This is a genomic window from Shouchella sp. JSM 1781072 (assembly GCF_041949915.1).
Classification (GTDB): Bacteria; Bacillota; Bacilli; order Bacillales; family Bacillaceae_D; genus Shouchella.
Map to the genome: position 1 here is coordinate 244,338 of NZ_JBHFQE010000002.1, position 19,349 is coordinate 263,686.

A 19,349-nucleotide genomic window follows, 5' to 3' on the forward strand; every position below is an offset into this window, starting at 1 on the left:
ACACCTTGATATTCGTTGCGATCGTTCTTTTATTTATTGCGTCAAGTTTTTTTTCAGGTAGTGAAACCGCCTTAACGGCGACAAATAAAATTAAACTACAAACAAAAGCAGCTCAAGGACATAAAAAGTCAGAGAGATTGCTTAAATTAGTAGATAATGCTGAAGAGTTTATTCCCGGTATCCTTATTGCAAATAACGTTCCAAATATTATTTTACCATCGTTGGTTACAATCGTTGCAATTGATTATGGGTTAAATGTCGGAATTGCTACTGGTATTTTAACCGTTTTAATAATTATTTTTGCAGAAGTTTTGCCTAAATCGGTTGCTGCGGCATATCCGCAGAAAATTTCTTATGCAGTTTATCCGTTAACGAGTTTATTGTTAAAAATACTTAAACCCTTCACCTTTTTACTAAATGCATTTACTCGTCTGGTCATTCGGTTACTCGGTCGAAATGATGCAAACCAAGCTTCTTTCTCAAAAGACGAGATGCGCGCAATGGTCGACATCGGCCTTACGGAAGGAACGTTTAAAAATGACGAAGTTTACCGTCTTAAAGGTATGCTTGATTTTGAACATTTAAATGTAGCAGATGTACTCCAAACACCACGAATTGATGTTCAAGGAATCTCTGCTGACGTGACGTTTGAAGAAGCAAAAGAAATCTTACTGGATAATCAATATACAAGATATCCTGTCTACGAAGAAGATATCGATCACATTATTGGGGTATTCCATTCAAAATTTGTTTTAAAATGGAGCCAGGAACCAAATAAACCTATTCGAGAAATAGCTGATTTACAGCCACTCTACGTTTACGAATTTCATCCTGTAAATCGTGTTTTCCAAAAGATGTTGCAGGAGAAAAAACATTTTGCCATTGTATTAGACGAATATGGCGGAACAGAAGGAATCATTACTCACGAAGACTTGATCGAAGCCATGATTGGTCAAGATATTGAGGATGAAACCGATGTGGATGATGTACTAATTGAAGAACAATCCGAATCTCGCCTTGTATGTGACGGAAAAATTTCATTGCGACGTTTAAACAATGCTTTTAATGTCAACATTCCTGAAGAAGAAGATAATTTAGCAAGCTTTCTTATCCACCAGTTTGGCTACTTGCCAACAAGAGGGGAACAGCTTAACTATAAAGAATTGCGGTTTGAAATTCTGGCGATGGATGAAAAGAAAGTGGAACGAGTACAAATCACAAAAACGATTGATCCGGCGCTTTCAGAGTGACAATCAAACAAGCCATGGACTTTGATCCATGGCTTTTAATGATGCGCTTATCTATCAGGTTTTTCCAACGGCTTCATCTTATTCGACATTCCATAATAACATACGAATAAAAGGAGCAGCACGCCTGAACCTATGAGTAAGAAACGGTAAGCAGAAGAAAAACCGATATTCATCAACCAGTCTCCCATTAAACCTCCAACAAGATATGCGATTGGCAATGTAGCCCAAGATAGCATTCTGGCAATAGAGAACACACGTCCTAAATAAGTTGACTCCACATGTTGCTGGATCAACGTCACACTCAAGGCGTTTGTAATTGGTAAGCAAAAGCCCATAAAGAGCCATAGTCCCCCGATAAGGAGAATGGTTTCCGTTATGCCTGTTGCAAGAACCGCAACCCCCATTCCGAATGAAGCAAGCAGCATCCACCAAACTTTGTTGGTTTCAATTTTTACTGTGCTTATCACGAAGCCACCTAGCACCATCCCTACTCCAAACAAAGCCGTTACAAAGCCAAACTGTTCTTCAGTACCGAATGCTAAAAGATAGGGTTGCCGAATGACACTATTTATTCCTAATGCTACATTTGCCCACATGTGGAAAAGAATGAGTGCGAGTAACGCTTTCTCGTTCCATGTGTATACAAAACCACGAATGAGTTCTTTCAAAAACCCTTCATTCTCATTTTTCACATATTCGCACTTAGGAAAACGACGCCATAAAACAACAACTACCACGAGGGCAACGACATAGCTCAAGCCATTACTGATGACAATCCAAACCATGTCTCCGAACGTGTAAAGGATTCCCGCAACCACCGGACCAACAATGTTCGCTACAGATGTCCCCGTGGCAACTAAACCGTTTGCTCTCGACAACCGCTTATCCTCAACAAGTTGAGGTGTGAGTGCCTGTAATGCTGGTGTTTCCAATGCACTTACTACTGATAGGATTCCTGCTAACATTAAGGCAATCCAACTAGTCATACTTGAAAAAACAATGAACACCGATGCTAGTAATAAAATCGACGTTCCAAGTAATCCTCCTACTAGCAGCGCCCATTTCGGACCAAAACGATCGATCCCGTTCCCTGCAAAAGGAGCGACAAAAACGCTTGGTAAATAGCTAGCCACTAATATAATAGCAAAGTGAATGACTTGCCCGGTTTCTTGATAAATCCAAATTCCTAAAGCAAATCTTGTAATTGCCGAACCTAATAGTGAGATGGTTTGACTTATAATGATCCACAAAAAAATATGAAACTTGTTCAACTATGTTCCTCCGCTCTTGTTAGCGGAAGCAAACATCACTGCTTATATGAAGGCAACACTCCGTTTTACTCCCGCTTTCTTTCTTTTAACAGTGGGAATATCAAAGCAGACTCTCATCATTGATCACTCTTTCTCTATGTAATATTCTATATATTAACACTATTAAGCGTTGTTTTCCCATTTTTCAAAAAGAATATAGAACTGAAACGGAAAGGAACTAAAATGGATACGTTCACACTTAATACCTTCTCTTTAAAAGCGAAATTCAACATTCTTTTAAAATCCGACGTTTATGTCGAAATAAAAGCGTGAATATAAGCCAATAGAAACAAAAAATAAGGAGGATTTCCCATGAAGCAAACAACACGTCTAGGCGTGATCTACTTAATTTTCTTTGCTTTTATGATAGTCGTAAACTATCTATCCACAACAAACGTTGGTTCCGTAGCCAACCAGGAACAAGCACTTATACAGCCAGCAGGATTTGCATTCTCTATTTGGGGGTTCATTTACCTGTTGTTGTTCATTTGGATTCTTCGTATCTTTTTCGTTAACCGTTGGAATGCCGACATTTATACACGCGTTGGGTACTGGCTACCTGCAAACTTTTTATTAAACGGCATGTGGATTATCGCTTTTACACAAGAATGGTTGCTTTTATCAGTCATCATTATTGTAGGCCTATTGTTAACCTTGATTGTGATTTACTTTAAAATAAATCGACTCGACTTTCGTTGGTTTGATCGTATCCCATTCTCCATCTACCTTGGTTGGGTATCTGTTGCTACAATTGTTAACATTTTCGCATGGCTCGTTCAGCGTGATGTTACGACGTTCCTTGGTTTAGGAGAAGTGCCATGGACCATTATTATGCTCCTTGTAGGTACGCTTTTAGCAGTCATCATTGCGCTTGCGTATCGTGACATCTTCTATCCATTGGTCTTTGTATGGGCATACGCTGCAATCTTTGCAGAAAACAGCATGACAGGCATTTTAATTGTGACCGCCATATGTATCGTCATTCAACTTGCTGTTGCCCTGTTCGTATTAATCAAGAGAAGATAAACAAAAAGAACCAAAAGTCTTTTAAACTTTTGGTTCTTTTTATCGCTCAAAAATGGTTTTAAGAAGTTGAGACTTACAGGTGAACTATTTATTTTAATTTTATCATCATCCCTAGTCCCCAACAATAAAACACGAAATAGAACGCTCTTTGAAGAAGTCCTCCAATTTCAACTGGGAAAAAAACCATAACGATGATACCTAGTTTAATGAATAGTAAGCTTGTTGCCATGCTATACGTGAACACTTTCCCCTGTTTGATTTGACTTGCTATAACAAATAACGCTGGCGCAACGAAAATCATGAACATCACAGGATACGTATGCCAACTAAAGCTTATATTAGCAGGTATGGCACTAAACCCATTTCCAATTGCAAACAGAACTAATAGTAAAAAACTAAATTTCCCTATTGACGCTAACGATAAGCGTTGATAGACACTTATAATCCCTATCAATAAACATACAGCCGTAACAAAAAATAGAACATTTACTAATGAAGAATGAGGAGAACAAATCGCATAATCTGCCCAAGGGTACGTACCAATTCCACATACGGTCACGCCTAGATCACTCATCGGTTGGGCGATATACGAATAAGGGACTCGTGATGCTTGTATCGCAAATGGTTCATAAAAAAAGTATAGAAGCGGGACGATCCAACCTAACAGACCCACTCGAAAAGAAATTCTCATAGATTCACCTCGTTATTAGATGGAAGAAACGCATATCCTCTGTTTTCATCCTTAAATTTCAAGGATTCCGCAAGCCTTTGTTGAATATGTTGTATAGAGGAGTTGACGTTCTTCTTATTACTATTTATGCTTTTTTGGGTGATTGCACCCTTACAAAAATTTAACCTTTATTTCAGAGGGGGTTACATATGTTCACTAAGCTTTCATTTTCAACAGCTATGATTCTTTTTTTATTTTTGTTATCCGCTTGCCAGCAGGAAACAATTGAACCTGAACAAACAGAGACCCCTCATGCGTTCACTGGCGATTGGGAAGGAGAAATCATCATCCCGATGCAACCGCTTTCGATTGAGATTTTAATAGATGAGGATCAAGCAACTTTATCTATTCCCGTGCAAGGCATTTTTGACGAGCCTTTTGACACCGTCGAATTGGATGAACAGCGTCTTTCTTTAGAGACTACCTTACAGGGACAGACAATTTTATTTGAAGGAGAACGAGAGGAAGAAGAGATCAGCGGCGAGTTTACTCAGCTCGGTCAACAGCTTCCCTTTCAGCTTCGCTTCCAAGAAGAGGAGGAATTAACCGAACTAACACTAGATTCTTCTGAAACCATGAAAGCAAAAATAGATTTTCCTCAAGAAGAACAGGATGCTTTCCCCGTTGCGCTCATTTTACAAGGTTCAGGCCCTACAGATAAACACGGCAATTCATATCTTCTTCCTGGGAGAAATGATAACTTGAAATTCATTTCAGAGCACTTAAATGAAAACAGCATTGCTACGATCCGCTATGATAAACGTGGCATTGGAGATAACCTTGACTTAGCTCCTAATAGTGCAGAGACGACGTTTGATGATTACATCCAGGATGCAATCGCGTGGTTAGAGTATGCCAGCCAGAATGAATCGTTCACTTCTGTTTACGTGATCGGGCATAGTGAAGGAGCCCTTGTTGGCCTAGCAGCCGCTTTAGAGGAAAACGTAGATGCCTATTTTTCTTTAGCTGGTGCAGGGAGAACAATTGATGATGTCTTATTGGAGCAAATCGAAGAAGATCCATTGATTACAGATGAACTTTTACAAGAATCTGCTGACATTATCGACCACCTTTCCAAGGGCGATTCTGTTGATGAAATTAGTCTTGAACTTCAATCATTATTTAATCAATCCGTTCAACCTTTTCTTTCATCGTGGATGGCTTATGACCCTGCTGAACTTATACAAGATGTTACCTTCCCGACATTTATTATACACGGGGAAAATGATCAACAAATTCCTGTCGATGACGCTCATCTTTTACATGATGCAAACAACGACACAGAGCTCCTTCTTATTGAAGACATGGGTCATGCATTGCGTGATGTATCTGAAGATATCGAGGAAGAAGCCCTTTCGGCCATTTCTAGTGAGGAACCCGTATCGGAAGAACTCCTTGAAATTTTGACAACTCGTATTCTGAATCAAAGCGACTGAGATCACTCTCTGTCGCTTTTTACTCATTCTTATACCGATCATGATGTCGCCACCACTCATATGTATCAGTCTGCTTCACTCTTACTTCCGGTGGTGCCTGCTCCCATTTCTCTTGCCTACCGAGCGGCGTCATATCCAGATAGCTAAATGTAGTTCCTAAATATTCGACACCTCGATTCCAGGTGGAGTACGTATGAAAAATCCTTTCGCCATCCTTTTGAAACACGCTGTACCCATGAGTCTCTTCGCCATTTTCTAACGTCGCTTTAAAGTCTTTGTTAAATGTATTGTTGTAGGAAGAATACCAAGGAACCGTCCAGCCCATTCGTTTTTGAAAAGCTATGAGTTTCGCCAGAGGTGCGCGCGAGATGAGAACAAGACGCGTTCGCCTAGCTTTTAAATGCGCAACATGACCCATATTATCTACCATCATTGAACAGCCATTGCAGCCCTCTTCCCACTCAGGCGCAAACATAAAATGGTACACAATTAACTGCTCCGCATCCTCAAACAAGTCCGAAAACTCGACTTCACCATCAGCGCCTTGAAAGGAATAGTGATTCGTAACTTCTTTTTTCGGCAACTGTCTTCGTTCCGCATTGAGTTCATCTCTCGCTCTTGTCAATTGTTTTTCTTTCTCTCGAAATTGAGAGTGAACGGCTTCCCATTCATTTTCTATCTGCTTATTCTTACTTGTTTGACAACAATCGTTCGACAACTGCTTGCCTCCTCTCCCTTTTGTTAAAACAAGTATAGCTGTTACTTGACTGAAAATTCAATCTAAAAGTACAAAAATGTGGACAAAGCGTTTCAGATGCTTCTCAAGCTTGTTTTTGTTATAACAACTATAGGAGGGATAAGAAATGAACGAAACCATAGCTACGTTAAAAAATCATTATTCAGTCCGCAACTACTTACCTGACCCTATTAAAGAAGAACAGCTTCAAGCCATTATTGAGGCGGCTCAAGCAGCACCTACATGGGGAAATGCGCAACAGCTTAGCATTGTGGGGGTCACTGACGTCGACAAGAAAAAGAAGCTATCTGAGATTATTGGACAACCATGGATTGATCAAGCACCTGTTTTTCTATCGTTTAATTTAGATTTCCACCGCATTAATCAAGCACTAGAAGCCAATGGGCAATCTTTTGAAGCTGCCGAAAATGTCGATACTTTACTTGTTGGGACGACTGACGTTGGCATTGCCATGGGAAATGCCATCGCCGCAGCAGAATCAATGGGCCTTGGAATTGTACCAATTGGTGCGATTCGTACACGTTCAGAAGAGATTGTGAATGTTCTAGATCTTCCTAAATATGTCTTTCCAATCGTCGGTCTTGTGATTGGCTATCCTGACGAAATCAATGAACGTAAACCTCGTTTGCCAGTTCATGCTTTTTATCATAAAGAATCCTACCAACATGATCAACTTGAAGCGATTCAGCAATACGAAGATGCGATAAAAACGTATATGCAGTCTCGCCCAATCCAAAAAACGTGGACGGAAACCGTCGCTCGCTATTACAGTCATGACAAGGGAATTCCGCAAACAAGTCAAAGCTTGGAAAAACAAGGGTTTGATTTTCGTAAAAATGACTAAGACAACGTAATAAACACAACAAAAAAACATGGGTAGCCATGTTTTTTTGTTACTGCTTTAATTGCATCTGATCGTTGAACAATGTTGGATAAGATAAAAAGCCTAACATAATGCTTGTTACAATTGCAGTTGTTAGTAATAAAAATAAGATCAGTAGCTGAAACAATACCGCTTGCACAGGATCCGCTCCCGCAATAATTTGCCCACTCATCATCCCAGGTAACTGTACAAGTCCGATTGTCTTTTGACTTTCAATGGTAGGAATTGTACTTGCTTGAATCGATGAAATTAATTGTTTATGAATCGCTTGTTTTGGTGTTCCACCTAAACTTAAAATGAGTTCAGCTTCATCATGCCGTGCTTCAACTTCAGCTGTAAATCGATTTAAAAACAAAATGCCTAGCACCATCGAATTTCCGATAACCATTCCGCTTATTGGAATAATATATTGCGCCGTTGCTGGTGTAATCGATAAGCCTAATAATATCCCTTGCGTTAAAAATTGGATGGACAAAAACGTAACAATTAATTTCCACGTAATTCCGTTTATCGACTTTCCTTTTTTTCGTGCATTTTGAGTAGCCGCACCAATCATTAATGCGATCATTAAGCCAATATATAAATAGCTCTCTGAGTCGAACACAAACTGTAACACGTAGCCAACAGCTAATAATTGCACGATTGATCGAATAGTTGCGACAACAATATCCCGATTTAACCCTAATTTTAATGTTTGTGACAATAGAAGCGGGATGAGAACAAAGATGAGTGTCAGTACGAGCGAGATCAGACTCATTATCGTTCCTCCTTCAAAAATTCAATGACGCGCGGATCTTGAGGATGATCAAGAATTTGCGTTGTACCGTGCTCAACTAATTGACCATCCATCATCACCCAACTGTCGTGGGATAATCGTTTTGCTTGCTCAATTTGGTGTGTAATCCAAACAATAGTTGTTCCATACCGTTCATGAATTTGCTCGATTAAATGCTCAATCTCTCGGACGGAAACGCGATCTAATGATGACGTAATTTCGTCTAATAACAGGACGTCTGGTTGATTTAACAACGTTCGAGCAATTGATAACTTTTGCTTTTGACCGCCTGATAATTCTTTTGCTTGCTTCGTCATCGTTGAAGCAGCAAGCCCGACTTCCTCTAACGATTGTTTGACGGCGTCGTCTTTCAACTGTTCATTTGCCAACGTAAGAGGTAAGACAAGATTTTCTCTCACTGTCCCGTTAATCATCGTCGCTTGCTGTAACACGATTCCAACCTTTTTCCGTAATTCTGTTGGCACATAGCTTGATAACAATTTTCCATTGTACTGAATGGTGCCTTCGGTTGCTGTTCGCATGCCATTACACAATCGAAACAACGATGTTTTCCCTGCACCTGAAGGACCGACAAGACTCGTAATTCTACCTTTATAAAATGAACCATCAATTTGATTTAAAATCGTTGTTCCATCGATTTTATATGTAACACCTTGAAGTTCAATGGCCTTTTCGGCAACCATTGACATCTTCCTTTCTCATGGGAGCATCAGTATACGTATACGTTTCTCCAAATTTGTACAATCTATGCTTATACACTCCATTAATTATAACAAGTATTATTTAATAATCAATATAATTTACAAATTACATTTGGTAACGTAGGTACAACCAACAAATAAATAGCGTCAAACAGACCAAGAAAAATCCCTCTATCTTACCGCCTGTTCTAAGCTTCGCGATGCGAAACCGAAGCGATGCAGGGTAAAAAAGCCGTATGCCTCGAACTGTCATGGCATCCAAGACATAATGCGAAATCATCCCAATTAAAAAGCCAATTCGAATCGCTTCTTGCTCAGGAAAGAAATAAAGGAAAAGAAGATTCGTTAATAAAAGAAACAGCAAGCTGTGGGTAAACGTTCGATGTCCGAAAATGGATCCAATGACTTTGGACAAAACTGGTAATCTTCGTCCAATCTTTGAATGAGTATGGCAAATATCGGGTATAAGAGCACCAATAAATCCAGCAGCATAGAAACCAAATGAACCATCGTTGTTAAAAAGGAATATATCTGCTGCTTGACATGCAGCAATGCCGCCAATAAAATGTGTTTTTCCAGTCATCGTTCCCTCCTCTATTGTGACAACGATTCATTTTATCACAAACACGAACATACGTATGTAGTTTTATTTGTAAAACAGTAAGAAAAGGATGATGATCATGTCGATTCATAATATACACACCACGAGCGATCTAAACGAGTTTGTTGAAAAACATGATGTTGCGCTCGTTTATCTCTCTAAAGAAAATTGTTCGGTTTGCCACGCCTTATGGCCAAAAGTAGAGGAGCAATTAATCCATTACCCGTTTATTTCAACAGCCTACGTCCATTTAGACGATGCCGAAGCGGTTCCTAGCCAGTATGAAGTATTTACGGTCCCTACCATTTTAATTTTTGTTAAAGGGAGAGAATGGTATCGGGCAAGTCGCTTTATTCGAATGGAAGAGTTACAGCGTCAGTTTGAACAATTGAAAAAAGCCTAATTCCGAAATAAGAATTAGGCTTTTTGCACAATTATTAGGTAAACGTCTTCATCCAGTCATCAAAAGCATTCACATAGTTCTTAATTCGTTTGACCGTCGATTCATCTGTGATCATCTCTTCATCTTCTCCAACGCGAGTATGAACCCGACCGACTAATATTTTCGGTCCGGGCATGACATGCGCATTAATAGCAATGAGGGTCTGTCTAATTTGTGTTTGAGCTTGTACCGTCCCTGCTCCCTGTGGCGAAGCACCTGCGAGAGCAAAAGGTTTTTTCGGCAAAGGCGACTCAGCTGGAGGGCTTGCCGCCCAGTCCAAGGCATTTTTTATCGCTGCTGGCATGCCGTTATTGTATTCAGGAGACACGATTAACACACCATCTGCTTGTTTTATTGCTTCTTTTAACGTTGTCACTTCTTTAGGATCACCATTTTCTTCAATATCTGCATTGTAAAACGGGATCGAACCAATAGGAATTTCGTTAAACGTCCAGTGAGTTGGTGCATAATGTTTGATCGTATTCAGTAATTTTCGGTTATACGATTGCTTGCGCAAACTTCCGCAAAGAATAGCGACGTTCATCAAATGACTCCTCTCATTGTTTTATTCTTTTTGAAACCGTTCCCCTTTTTCAGTAGTTATAATCACTTGAGACCTTTATTGAAAAGAAAAAAGCTCCTCGACAATGCGACAAGCTTAGCCATACCCACTTCCTTACATTCTTTTTGCAAACGTTTTAATTAAATTCAACTCAAATGCATTTCGTTTGTAATCACATGCCAATTGGAGCAAGTGCGCGGCATCTCGTTTTAAATATGCCCAATATAAATTGCTTCTAAAACATGTTTCATCATTTGCTAACAACTCTTTCAAGACATGTTCCGCTTTACTCCGCTCATCCCGCACAATGTAATAATGAGCCTGCTCTGCATGAGTGACATTCTCAAAACATAACTCTTTTGGGTAGTCTTGCTGATTTAAATTTAAGCAAAATGGAATACCCTTTGTCTTCAGCTTATTAACAGCATCGAAATTTTCTGTCATTTGATAAAAATCGACCGCACGCCATAAATGTTTTACCCCTCGCTCCCCTTTATGTGATAACGCATCTATATAACCAGCTATATGGTGAGCGCTTCCTTTAAATACGGGTGGGGCAAGTGGGTTGACGATATTAGCCAAACAATTTTTCTCAGCTTCTTCCCAATCATTTGATTCAATAAAAAGAGAACGAGAGTAGTAGTGAATTAACCTTGTAAGTAATACAGTCTTTACGTAATTTGGTTTTAACTGACGTAATTTTAAAAGCATACTTTCATAAAATTTAGCACCTGAAGCTTGGTTACTTATTAATAACTCATATTGTATGATTAAATCAAGCTTAAGTTTTAACGAATCATCATCTACTTGTCCATATAAAATACGTGCCTTTTCCATAATCATTGGTGCGGAACCCTGAAGTTTCTTTGATTCTTTTGCGAGTTTATAAACGAATACATGTTCTTTCAATTCTTCATCTAGCTGATACATCTCGAATAAATAATCTTGTTCCGCATCTAAATTGTACAGTGATGTGTATTCAAATGCTGCTTTAATACTTGCTCGGCTTTTTGTAGTACGGCAGTAAGTTGCCATTTGTTTCCGTGCCTCAGAACTTTCAAAGAAAGCTTCCAACAGAATGACGATTTGCTCAAAATCAATCATATCCCCGCAACTGACTAAATACTCAATACCATCACGCTCAATCTTTTTACGATCTAATTGATATCTTTCTATAATCTCATTATGCATAAGTCAATAAATCCACCCTGTTTAATGTAATTTTAAACCGCAAAACGTCAACGGTTTAATGAATAACCATTCACTTCTCCCTTTATTCGATTAAATTAATGAATATCCTTCCATTTTCCAGTAAAAATTCGTTCAAGCTTATTTACAATTAGCTAAAATTATGTTTCAGCTTCTTTTTTGTTCGTTTTAAGACGGAATTCTCTCCCAGTTTGATTGCTGCCTCCACTGGGAATAAGTGTGGTAAGGACGACAATTTAAGAGGAGGACAAGTTTTATGACATTTCCACAAGATAAACAATATATTAACGGTGAATGGCTAACAGGCCGTAGCGATAAAACAATTGAAAATAAAAATCCCTATACAGAAGATACGATACAAATTATTCAATCTGCAAATGAAGAAGATTTAGATGATGCCTACCAAGCAGCGCTTCAAGCGCAGCCTCAATGGGCAAATTCAGCTCCATCGAAGCGACGTAATCGATTTCATAAATTGCTTCATGTGTTAAAAGATGAAAAAGAAGTGATTATTGATTGGCTTGTAAAAGAATCAGGAAGCACAGTAGCTAAAGCCCAAGCAGAACTTGATTCAGCACGTCTTGTTATAGAAGAATCAATGACCTATCCGACTCGAATGAACGGACAAATTTTACCTTCTGAAAATGAAAATAAAGAAAACTACGTCTATCGAAAAGCTAAAGGCGTTGTTGGTATTATTGGTCCTTGGAATTTCCCGTTCCATTTAGCGATGCGTTCAATTGCACCAGCCCTTGCAACCGGAAATACAGCTGTACTGAAACCTGCTTCAGATACACCTGTTAGTGCAGGATTACTTTTCGGATATCTCTTTGAAAAAGCTGGCTTTCCGGCTGGTGTCTTAAATGTTGTCGTTGGTCGAGGGTCAGAAATTGGTGATGCGTTTGTCGAACATCCAATTCCAAAACTCATTTCATTTACTGGTTCAACCGAAGTAGGTCGTCACATCGCAGAGCTTGCGGGTAAGCACTTAAAAGAAACGACGTTAGAATTAGGTGGAAATAACGCTATGCTCGTGCTAGAAGATGCAGATGTAGAAGCTGCAGTCGATGCCGCGATTTTCGGTAAATTTCTTCATCAAGGACAAATTTGCATGTCGCTAAATCGCATCCTTGTTCACGAGAACGTTCACGATGAGTTTGTTGAACAATTTGTTAAGCGTACTAACGAATTACCGACAGGAGATCCTGCAGATGAAAACGTCATTGTTGGACCTATCATTAATCAAGATCAACTAAACCATTTAACAGAACAAGTCGATAAGGCGCGTGAAGAAGGCGCTACTGTTGAAACTGGAGGATCTGCAACAGGTGCCATTTTTGCACCAACGGTTTTAACGAATGTCAACGCTAAGATGACCGTTGCAAAAACTGAACTGTTCGGTCCCGTTGCGCCAATTATTAAAGTGAAGTCTGAACAAGAAGCCATTGATATAGCTAACGATACCCCATACGGTCTGAGTGGTTCCGTCTTCACAACCGATCGCTTCCGCGGTATGGACGTCGCCAGAAAAATCAATACCGGTATGATTCATGTAAATGATCAATCCGTTAATGATGAAGCACATGTTGCTTTCGGTGGAGAAAAAGCCTCTGGACTTGGGCGTTTCGGTGGTGAATGGGCCCTCGATAAATTCACTACCTTCCAATGGGTTGGAGTTCAAAGCGGACGAAGAGAGTTCCCATTCTAATTCAATAGCAGCGCATCCTCATTTAGAAAGAGGATGTGCTTTTCTTTATTTTGCCATTAAGTAATCGAAGAGTTTTCCTGCTCTTCCTTGTTTATGCCAGTCTTGATACCGGTTAAACACATCAAGAATATGAAGATAATTACCTGATTCTAAAATATCTTTGATAGCTAAAAAACTCTTCCAATATGCGTACATAACCTTCGTCGTCGATTCTGCATACGTTGTTTGCCCAAATTGATCAATTGTAAAAAAAGGAAACTCTTCTGCATATTGATGTACGAGTGTTTGTTCAACATCTACAACTTCTTCAAACTCGGCTTCCGTTAATAGGCACTTTCGCGCGATATAATCACACATTCCTTCTTCAAACCATATCTCATCTTCTCTTCCATCGTCAAAATCATCAACAAATAAATTCGAATGGTGCATCCATTCATGCCCTACTATCGTCAACAAACTTTTTCGATTAAAACGCTCAAAATACTGCTTTACATTGGTTTGAGGGGGTTTTGTTAAAAGTTGCAGAAAATAACTCGACCACTCTGAAAGATCACCAGTAAGATAGATTTGATTTTCTCTCGTAAAAGCTGGAACTGGTACTGTCGAAAATGTATTCATGACATGTTTTGCAGGCGTCCAAATGATTGTATTCGGTTTTTCAACAATAAAAAACGCATCGTTCACTTTTTCACAAAAAAGATTAAATTCATCTTCAAGCTGCTCTTTCATTTTCATTTGTTTCTTCCACTGATCAGCTGTTTCTGTTGCGATGATGTGTCTCAATTGTCATCCCACCATTCTTCTTTTTCAACCCACCGTTGAAGAAGTTTATTAAAAGCCTTTGGGTTAGCAAGGCTATAGCCGTGACCATACCCTTTTATCGTAAGGTTCTGACAGTGTTCATTTGCATAGGTCAAGTCAAGTAGTGATTTACGCATGAGACGAGATTCTTTTTCACCGACGGTTGCGAGCATTCTCGTCGATACACTGCGAAAAGACGGTGGGATAAAAAAGGATGAATTTTCTTTCATCACACGAGCAAATGTCTGTGCTCGCATCTGTTTCGATTCGTGAAAATAAATTTGAAATTGGTCTTCTGGTATGGACAACATTTTTGCTTGTGCTTTAGCGAACCTTTCCCACTTTGCCAGAGGGAGCGCGAATTGAGCAGTATAGGCTACACTCCGGTTTAATAATGATGACGGACTCACAAGGGCACTGTTAATCATTGCAGAAGTGATTCGAATAGAATGCTGACATAACATTTCAATCGCAACTTGGGCCCCGAGTGAGAACCCAATAAGATGAACAGCTTTATTGGCTGCCTTTTCCTCTATTAAGGAAAAGCATTGCTTTGCACTCTGCTCGATTGAAAAATTCCCAGCCTCTCTACTCTGGCCATGTTCAGGCAAATCCACAGCAATGCAGTGATACGTAGTAAAGTAATCAACTTGCTTTTGCCACATCCATCGACTCACCCCTCCACCATGAATAAAGAAGAGGAGGGGGCTGTCCTTATTACCTGTTTCTTGAAACGAGAGCCTTGCGCTCACGATTCGCTCCACTTTGATAGATAGGTCGGCTGATAGTCATCTAATTTTCGCAAAAGGTCTTCAGGGCTTGAGGCAACAAGAATCATCTTTTTATAGGCAGGATTCATAAACCCTTGCTCAATTGTATGATCAATCATTGATAAAAGCGGATCATAAAAGCCATTTACATTTAAAATAGCACAAGGTTTCTGATGATAACCAAGCTGTGCCCAAGTAAACACCTCAAACCATTCCTCCAAAGTTCCCGCACCTCCTGGCAACGCCACAAACGCATTTGCCAGTTCCGCCATTTTTGCTTTACGTTCGTGCATAGTATCAACAACATAAAGCTCATCCAAATGGTTGTGCGCCACTTCAACTCGCTTTAATTTTTTCGGAATGACGCCTAAGACGTGACCACCTTTTTCTAACACTTGATCGGCGATCGCTCCCATGCATCCTACTTGCGCACCACCATAAACGAGCGTTCGCTTCTGGTCAGCAAGTAATTCCCCCAGACGCTTCGACTCTTCGATATAAATAGGGTTTACTCCACTACTAGATCCACAAAAAACAGCTAATGATTTTATCATCTTTGAAAATCCTCTCTGTCTAAATACTCTCATTCCTACCTAAATAACGTTTCGACAGTTTTCTTCGTTCCCCTGTTTTTAAATAAAAATGTTGCAAAGAACGCTTAGGCTACCAACCTTCGTACGAAATCACAAAATGAATCGCCGTTAATTCACTTGTAGGATTCTCGTAAACATGTGGTTGATCCCCACGGAAACGAATGGCATCATGTTGCATCAAGTGGTACCGTTTTTCTTTTATCTGTACCTCCAATTCACCTTCCATTACGGTAATACTTTCACTTACACCTTGGGCGTGTGCCTCAGATTGATAGACAGCACCGGGCTGCAAATAACCTCGATATAGTTCGTAATGTTTTTTTTGGAACAAAGGCTCCACTACAAAGCTCTTATCTTGACTAGCCAATTCGATTGATTGTTGCTTTCTCACTACTTCAACATCTTCTTCAATCATTAAGAGTGAGGAAACAGGCACTGAAAGACCATTTGCGATCTTCCAAACAACAGACAGTGTCGGATTCCCTTCACCTTTCTCTATTTTTAGTAACGTCAGCTTACTTATATCAATAGACTTTGCAAAACCTTCAAGACTATAACCTTTTCCATGACGTAATGTCCGAACTCGTTCGCCAATTTGTCGAGTAACATTTCCTTCGATCGTACTCACCTCAACTATTTTAATTTACAGAAAGTTTATTATAATATACAATAAAGTCAATTTAAATATACATATTGTTTAGTATACAATACATCGAGAGGAGAAGTCATGGTTAATCGTTCATTAAAAGAGGCGCTCGCTGATGGTTTACCTGTCGCCATTGCAATCGCTTCATACGGTGTTTCCTATGGAATCCTTGCCAATCAAGCCGATTTTTCAGTTATAGCTGCTACCGTGATGTCACTTCTTTTATTTGCTGGTTCCGTTCAGCTCGTTGCCGTAGCAATGTATGTGGCTGGTGCAACTGTTCCAGCTATCTTATTCGCTGCTTTTCTCTTAAATTTACGTGACTTTTTGTATGGAATGGATTTATCCAAAGACCTTGGTGGCATGAGTAAAAAATGGCGATTTCTTAGTGTTTTCGGTGTTTCCGATGAACCTTATTTTCTTGCGAAGGCTCGGTTTGCTACTAAAGGAACCGACCTTCCTTATTTCTTTACTGTGACGCTGTTGTTTTATATTGCTTGGGTAATCTCTTCTTTTTTAGGTGTGTGGGTAGGGGATCAAATTGATCCTTTGAGATTTGGCTTAGATCTTGCCTTTCCTGCTGCTTTTACTGCTTTGCTTATGCCTGCGTTAACGCATATTGCAGCGTGGGTTACGGTAGCAGTAGCCATCATCATTACATTATCTCTAGAATGGCTTTATCCAGGAAACAGCTTAACCATTATCATTTCCGCTTTGATTGCACCACTTGTAGGTATTCAAATCAAAAGAAAGGTTGTACGCGATGACTGATCAGTGGTTATTAATTGGCCTATTAGCCATTATTGTGTTTTCCATTCGTTTTATTGGATTGAACTTGTTAGGCAACATTAAACTAAACCGTACAGCGGAACTTTATTTTCAGTATGTACCCGTTGCCATTCTCACAACATTATTGATGAAACAAGTGTTGACGATTGAAAAGACCTCATCTACTCTGATCTCTTACCCAACTTTACTCGTTTGTTTATGTACAGGACTTATTTTTTATTTCTCCAAACGGTTTTTTCTCTCAGTAGTGATTGGAGTACTAGCTGGAGTCCTAACGCGCACATTTTTCTAAGAAAAGCGGCAATAATCTAAAATCAAACAATACCCCCGTCGTTACATGACGGGGGTCTCGTTTAAAAATCTTCAAATGCAAGTACGGCAACCATTCGACTTGCAGCCATACTTCCATTCGCTGCAGCTAGAACGATTTGCTGTGCTTGATTCATGGTCATATCTCCTGCGACATAGACCCCTTCAACACTAGACTGACCAGACTCATCGACTTCATATCCACCTTGGTCGTTCTTTTTACAATCAAGCTGATCCGCTAACGAAGAAGCTTGCTGCAATTGACTGGTAACAAATCCTCCAACACGCTCCAATTCAACACCAGTTTCAAAACGGATGCTCGTCAATTTTCCTTCTTCACCAATTAGAGACTCGACTTTTTCATCCATCACTCGAATCCCTCTCGATATCAGCTCTCTCTCTTGTTCAGCTGTTAAAAGGTTCTTGCCGTTCGTAGCAAGCACTAAATCTTTACTCCAGTTCGAGATTATTTTCGTGAACATATATGCATGATCACTCTCTGCAAGTACAAGCAACGGTTGATCACGAAGTTCCCAGCCATCACAAAATGGACAAGGAAATAGACTTTTCCCATAAAATGAATGAACCCCTTTAACCTCAGGTAAACCATCTTTCAAGCCAGTCGCAAGTAAAACTTTACGTGCTTTCACCATTTTATCTTCTGCTTCAACAACAAAGACATTTCCTTCTTTTTTAACGCTTGTTACTCGCTGGTTCTCAACCTGAATACCCGGATATTTTTTTAAGTCTGCAAGCGCGTTTTCTTTAAACGTCACCGGGCTCACTCCATCTTGTGTAATAAAGCCGTGCGAGTGTGCCGTTACTTGGTTCCGTGGTTGATCTTCATCAAACAAAATAACCTCACGCTTGGCTCTTCCCAATACGAGAGCCGCACTTAATCCGCCAGGTCCTCCACCAATAATTACTGCGTCTATCATGTCAACACCCTTTCTTAGATATTATAGATTCATTATGTCTGTAATAACAATAAAAAGAGGATGACTACTCTTTGACAGCAGTCATTTTCATAGCAATCTCTTCAATGTACGTTTCACTTAGCTCTTTTTTTAACCGGTCTTCGGCGTTTGTCATCGCTTGTTCAATTAGACAATCATGACTCTGTTCCGCATCATCATGCTCAGATGAACAGCGAAACATGACCGTTTGGCCTTCAATCGCATGAATAACATCTAAAAATGAGATGCTTTTTCGATGAGGCGCTACACTATACCCACCATTTGCCCCTGGTGTTGAATCCACTAACCCTGCTTTTACAAGCTTCGTTAAGATTTTAGACAAATACGTTGGTGACACATCTTGTTTTTTCGCTAAGACGTCCACGCCTGTTGAGCGCCCTTTTTCTACCGTAGTTAAAAAGACCATCGTATGCAGCGCATAGTTTGTCGCTTTTGAATATTTCATGTTCATCACCTACAGACGTTATTACAGACCTCTTATATCTTTAATTGAGTGTAGCATGCGTAAAGAAGCTCGTCAATTTTTTCATTTGAAACTTTCACGCTTGCATACTAAGATTAAGAAAAGATATCTAAAAGTTCTGTTTTCATTATACAAAAAAGAGAATTGTTTTAAAATCTATTAGCTTGGAGTGATTCGATTGGCCATTAACCACATAACCTTTTCTGTTTCGAATTTAGGAAAGTCCATTCGGTTTTATGAACAAGCGCTAGGCGCAACCCTCCTCGTAAAAGGAGAAAAACTAGCTTATTTCGATTTAGATGGCATCTGGCTTGCGCTTAACGTAGAGGAAAGCATTCCTCGAAACGAGATTGGCCAATCCTATACCCACATTGCTCTCTCTATAAAGGATGAAGAATACGAAAATACGTGGAGGAAGCTGGAAGCGTTAAATGTTAACATTCTTAGCGGAAGAACCCGAGACAAAAAAGACAAACAGTCGATTTACTTTACCGACCCAGACGGGCACAAATTTGAGTACCACACTGGAACCTTACAAGATCGACTCGATTACTATCGCACAGAAAAAAGTCATTTGACATTTTATTAAT

The 19,349-nt window shown here is 39.6% G+C and carries 23 protein-coding genes; 9 read left to right on the forward strand and 14 right to left on the reverse strand.

Translation table 11 applies throughout. The features are described from left to right. Nucleotides 1-5: 5 nt before the first annotated feature. Entirely contained in the window at nucleotides 6-1,250 is a 1,245-nt protein-coding gene (locus ACE1TH_RS10555; RefSeq protein WP_483882522.1) for a CNNM domain-containing protein, read from the forward strand. A gap of 47 nt (nucleotides 1,251-1,297) precedes the next feature. Here the strand turns inward: ACE1TH_RS10555 and ACE1TH_RS10560 are convergent, their stop codons facing one another. Beyond that, nucleotides 1,298-2,521: an MFS transporter gene (locus tag ACE1TH_RS10560; protein ID WP_375078928.1), complete on the reverse strand. Its 1,224-nt coding sequence runs from the start codon at nucleotides 2,519-2,521 to the stop codon at nucleotides 1,298-1,300. A gap of 351 nt (nucleotides 2,522-2,872) precedes the next feature. On the opposite strand from ACE1TH_RS10560, the gene ACE1TH_RS10565 reads away from it, so the two are divergent. Continuing rightward, a complete protein-coding gene (locus tag ACE1TH_RS10565; protein ID WP_099302403.1) occupies nucleotides 2,873-3,586 on the forward strand; it encodes a TspO/MBR family protein in 714 nt (237 codons plus the stop codon). Between the two features lie 88 nt (nucleotides 3,587-3,674). On the opposite strand, the gene ACE1TH_RS10570 is transcribed toward ACE1TH_RS10565, so the two are convergent. After that, nucleotides 3,675-4,277 carry a hypothetical protein gene (locus ACE1TH_RS10570; RefSeq protein ID WP_375078929.1) on the reverse strand — a complete coding sequence of 201 codons (603 nt, stop codon included), beginning with the start codon at nucleotides 4,275-4,277 and terminating at the stop codon, nucleotides 3,675-3,677. Between the two features lie 188 nt (nucleotides 4,278-4,465). Between ACE1TH_RS10570 and ACE1TH_RS10575 the strand changes: the two genes are divergently transcribed. Beyond that, a complete protein-coding gene (locus tag ACE1TH_RS10575) occupies nucleotides 4,466-5,752 on the forward strand; it encodes an alpha/beta hydrolase (RefSeq protein ID WP_099302405.1) in 1,287 nt (428 codons plus the stop codon). A gap of 19 nt (nucleotides 5,753-5,771) precedes the next feature. Here ACE1TH_RS10575 and ACE1TH_RS10580 read toward each other — a convergent pair whose 3' ends face one another. Further along, complete coding sequence (locus ACE1TH_RS10580; RefSeq protein ID WP_375078930.1) at nucleotides 5,772-6,470, reverse strand: DUF899 domain-containing protein; 699 nt, start codon at nucleotides 6,468-6,470, stop codon at nucleotides 5,772-5,774. Nucleotides 6,471-6,615: 145 nt separating this feature from the next. Between ACE1TH_RS10580 and ACE1TH_RS10585 the strand changes: the two genes are divergently transcribed. Further along, on the forward strand, nucleotides 6,616-7,353 hold the full coding sequence (locus ACE1TH_RS10585) for an NADPH-dependent oxidoreductase (protein ID WP_099302407.1): 738 nt from the start codon (nucleotides 6,616-6,618) through the stop codon (nucleotides 7,351-7,353). 49 nt (nucleotides 7,354-7,402) lie between these two features. Here ACE1TH_RS10585 and ACE1TH_RS10590 read toward each other — a convergent pair whose 3' ends face one another. From ACE1TH_RS10590 to ACE1TH_RS10600, 3 genes are all read right to left on the reverse strand, one after another. Beyond that, the gene (locus ACE1TH_RS10590; RefSeq protein WP_099302408.1) at nucleotides 7,403-8,149 is read right to left on the reverse strand and encodes an ABC transporter permease; all 747 of its coding nucleotides are present in this window, start codon (nucleotides 8,147-8,149) and stop codon (nucleotides 7,403-7,405) included. After that, on the reverse strand, nucleotides 8,149-8,871 hold the full coding sequence (locus tag ACE1TH_RS10595; RefSeq protein WP_306345947.1) for an ABC transporter ATP-binding protein: 723 nt from the start codon (nucleotides 8,869-8,871) through the stop codon (nucleotides 8,149-8,151). Before ACE1TH_RS10595 ends, ACE1TH_RS10590 begins: the two co-directional genes overlap by 1 nt. 124 nt (nucleotides 8,872-8,995) lie before the next feature. Further along, complete coding sequence (locus ACE1TH_RS10600) at nucleotides 8,996-9,472, reverse strand: metal-dependent hydrolase (RefSeq protein ID WP_375078931.1); 477 nt, start codon at nucleotides 9,470-9,472, stop codon at nucleotides 8,996-8,998. A gap of 97 nt (nucleotides 9,473-9,569) precedes the next feature. Here ACE1TH_RS10600 and ACE1TH_RS10605 point away from each other — a divergent pair, with 97 nt between their 5' ends. Then, on the forward strand, nucleotides 9,570-9,893 hold the full coding sequence (locus tag ACE1TH_RS10605) for a thioredoxin family protein (RefSeq protein ID WP_375078932.1): 324 nt from the start codon (nucleotides 9,570-9,572) through the stop codon (nucleotides 9,891-9,893). A gap of 34 nt (nucleotides 9,894-9,927) precedes the next feature. On the opposite strand, the gene ACE1TH_RS10610 is transcribed toward ACE1TH_RS10605, so the two are convergent. Beyond that, nucleotides 9,928-10,476: an NADPH-dependent FMN reductase gene (locus ACE1TH_RS10610; protein WP_375078933.1), complete on the reverse strand. Its 549-nt coding sequence runs from the start codon at nucleotides 10,474-10,476 to the stop codon at nucleotides 9,928-9,930. 132 nt (nucleotides 10,477-10,608) lie between these two features. Further along, on the reverse strand, nucleotides 10,609-11,685 hold the full coding sequence (locus tag ACE1TH_RS10615) for a hypothetical protein (protein WP_375078934.1): 1,077 nt from the start codon (nucleotides 11,683-11,685) through the stop codon (nucleotides 10,609-10,611). A 274-nt stretch (nucleotides 11,686-11,959) separates the two neighbouring features. Between ACE1TH_RS10615 and ACE1TH_RS10620 the strand changes: the two genes are divergently transcribed. Then, nucleotides 11,960-13,411 carry an aldehyde dehydrogenase family protein gene (locus ACE1TH_RS10620; RefSeq protein ID WP_099302414.1) on the forward strand — a complete coding sequence of 484 codons (1,452 nt, stop codon included), beginning with the start codon at nucleotides 11,960-11,962 and terminating at the stop codon, nucleotides 13,409-13,411. A gap of 45 nt (nucleotides 13,412-13,456) precedes the next feature. Here ACE1TH_RS10620 and ACE1TH_RS10625 read toward each other — a convergent pair whose 3' ends face one another. From ACE1TH_RS10625 to ACE1TH_RS10640, 4 genes are all read right to left on the reverse strand, one after another. Next, nucleotides 13,457-14,194: a hypothetical protein gene (locus tag ACE1TH_RS10625; protein WP_375078935.1), complete on the reverse strand. Its 738-nt coding sequence runs from the start codon at nucleotides 14,192-14,194 to the stop codon at nucleotides 13,457-13,459. Continuing rightward, nucleotides 14,191-14,976, reverse strand: coding sequence for an alpha/beta fold hydrolase (locus ACE1TH_RS10630; protein WP_375078936.1), 786 nt, complete (start codon nucleotides 14,974-14,976; stop codon nucleotides 14,191-14,193). The genes ACE1TH_RS10625 and ACE1TH_RS10630 overlap by 4 nt, the downstream gene beginning before the upstream one ends. Continuing rightward, the gene (locus ACE1TH_RS10635) at nucleotides 14,961-15,533 is read right to left on the reverse strand and encodes an LOG family protein (protein WP_255225340.1); all 573 of its coding nucleotides are present in this window, start codon (nucleotides 15,531-15,533) and stop codon (nucleotides 14,961-14,963) included. The genes ACE1TH_RS10630 and ACE1TH_RS10635 overlap by 16 nt, the downstream gene beginning before the upstream one ends. 112 nt (nucleotides 15,534-15,645) lie before the next feature. Next, nucleotides 15,646-16,203: a helix-turn-helix domain-containing protein gene (locus ACE1TH_RS10640; RefSeq protein ID WP_255224705.1), complete on the reverse strand. Its 558-nt coding sequence runs from the start codon at nucleotides 16,201-16,203 to the stop codon at nucleotides 15,646-15,648. Between the two features lie 99 nt (nucleotides 16,204-16,302). On the opposite strand from ACE1TH_RS10640, the gene ACE1TH_RS10645 reads away from it, so the two are divergent. After that, entirely contained in the window at nucleotides 16,303-16,992 is a 690-nt protein-coding gene (locus tag ACE1TH_RS10645; RefSeq protein WP_255224704.1) for an AzlC family ABC transporter permease, read from the forward strand. After that, nucleotides 16,985-17,302 carry an AzlD domain-containing protein gene (locus ACE1TH_RS10650; protein WP_255224703.1) on the forward strand — a complete coding sequence of 106 codons (318 nt, stop codon included), beginning with the start codon at nucleotides 16,985-16,987 and terminating at the stop codon, nucleotides 17,300-17,302. Before ACE1TH_RS10645 ends, ACE1TH_RS10650 begins: the two co-directional genes overlap by 8 nt. A 61-nt stretch (nucleotides 17,303-17,363) precedes the next feature. On the opposite strand, the gene ACE1TH_RS10655 is transcribed toward ACE1TH_RS10650, so the two are convergent. Both ACE1TH_RS10655 and ACE1TH_RS10660 read right to left on the reverse strand, forming a co-directional pair. Beyond that, nucleotides 17,364-18,257 (reverse strand): NAD(P)/FAD-dependent oxidoreductase, encoded by an 894-nt coding sequence (locus ACE1TH_RS10655; RefSeq protein WP_375078937.1) that lies wholly within the window; start codon nucleotides 18,255-18,257, stop codon nucleotides 17,364-17,366. Between the two features lie 64 nt (nucleotides 18,258-18,321). Then, nucleotides 18,322-18,741 carry an Rrf2 family transcriptional regulator gene (locus tag ACE1TH_RS10660; RefSeq protein WP_099302418.1) on the reverse strand — a complete coding sequence of 140 codons (420 nt, stop codon included), beginning with the start codon at nucleotides 18,739-18,741 and terminating at the stop codon, nucleotides 18,322-18,324. 190 nt (nucleotides 18,742-18,931) lie between these two features. On the opposite strand from ACE1TH_RS10660, the gene fosB reads away from it, so the two are divergent. Beyond that, entirely contained in the window at nucleotides 18,932-19,348 is a 417-nt protein-coding gene (gene fosB / locus ACE1TH_RS10665) for a metallothiol transferase FosB (protein WP_375079282.1), read from the forward strand. The last annotated feature ends 1 nt before the right edge of the window (nucleotide 19,349 follow it).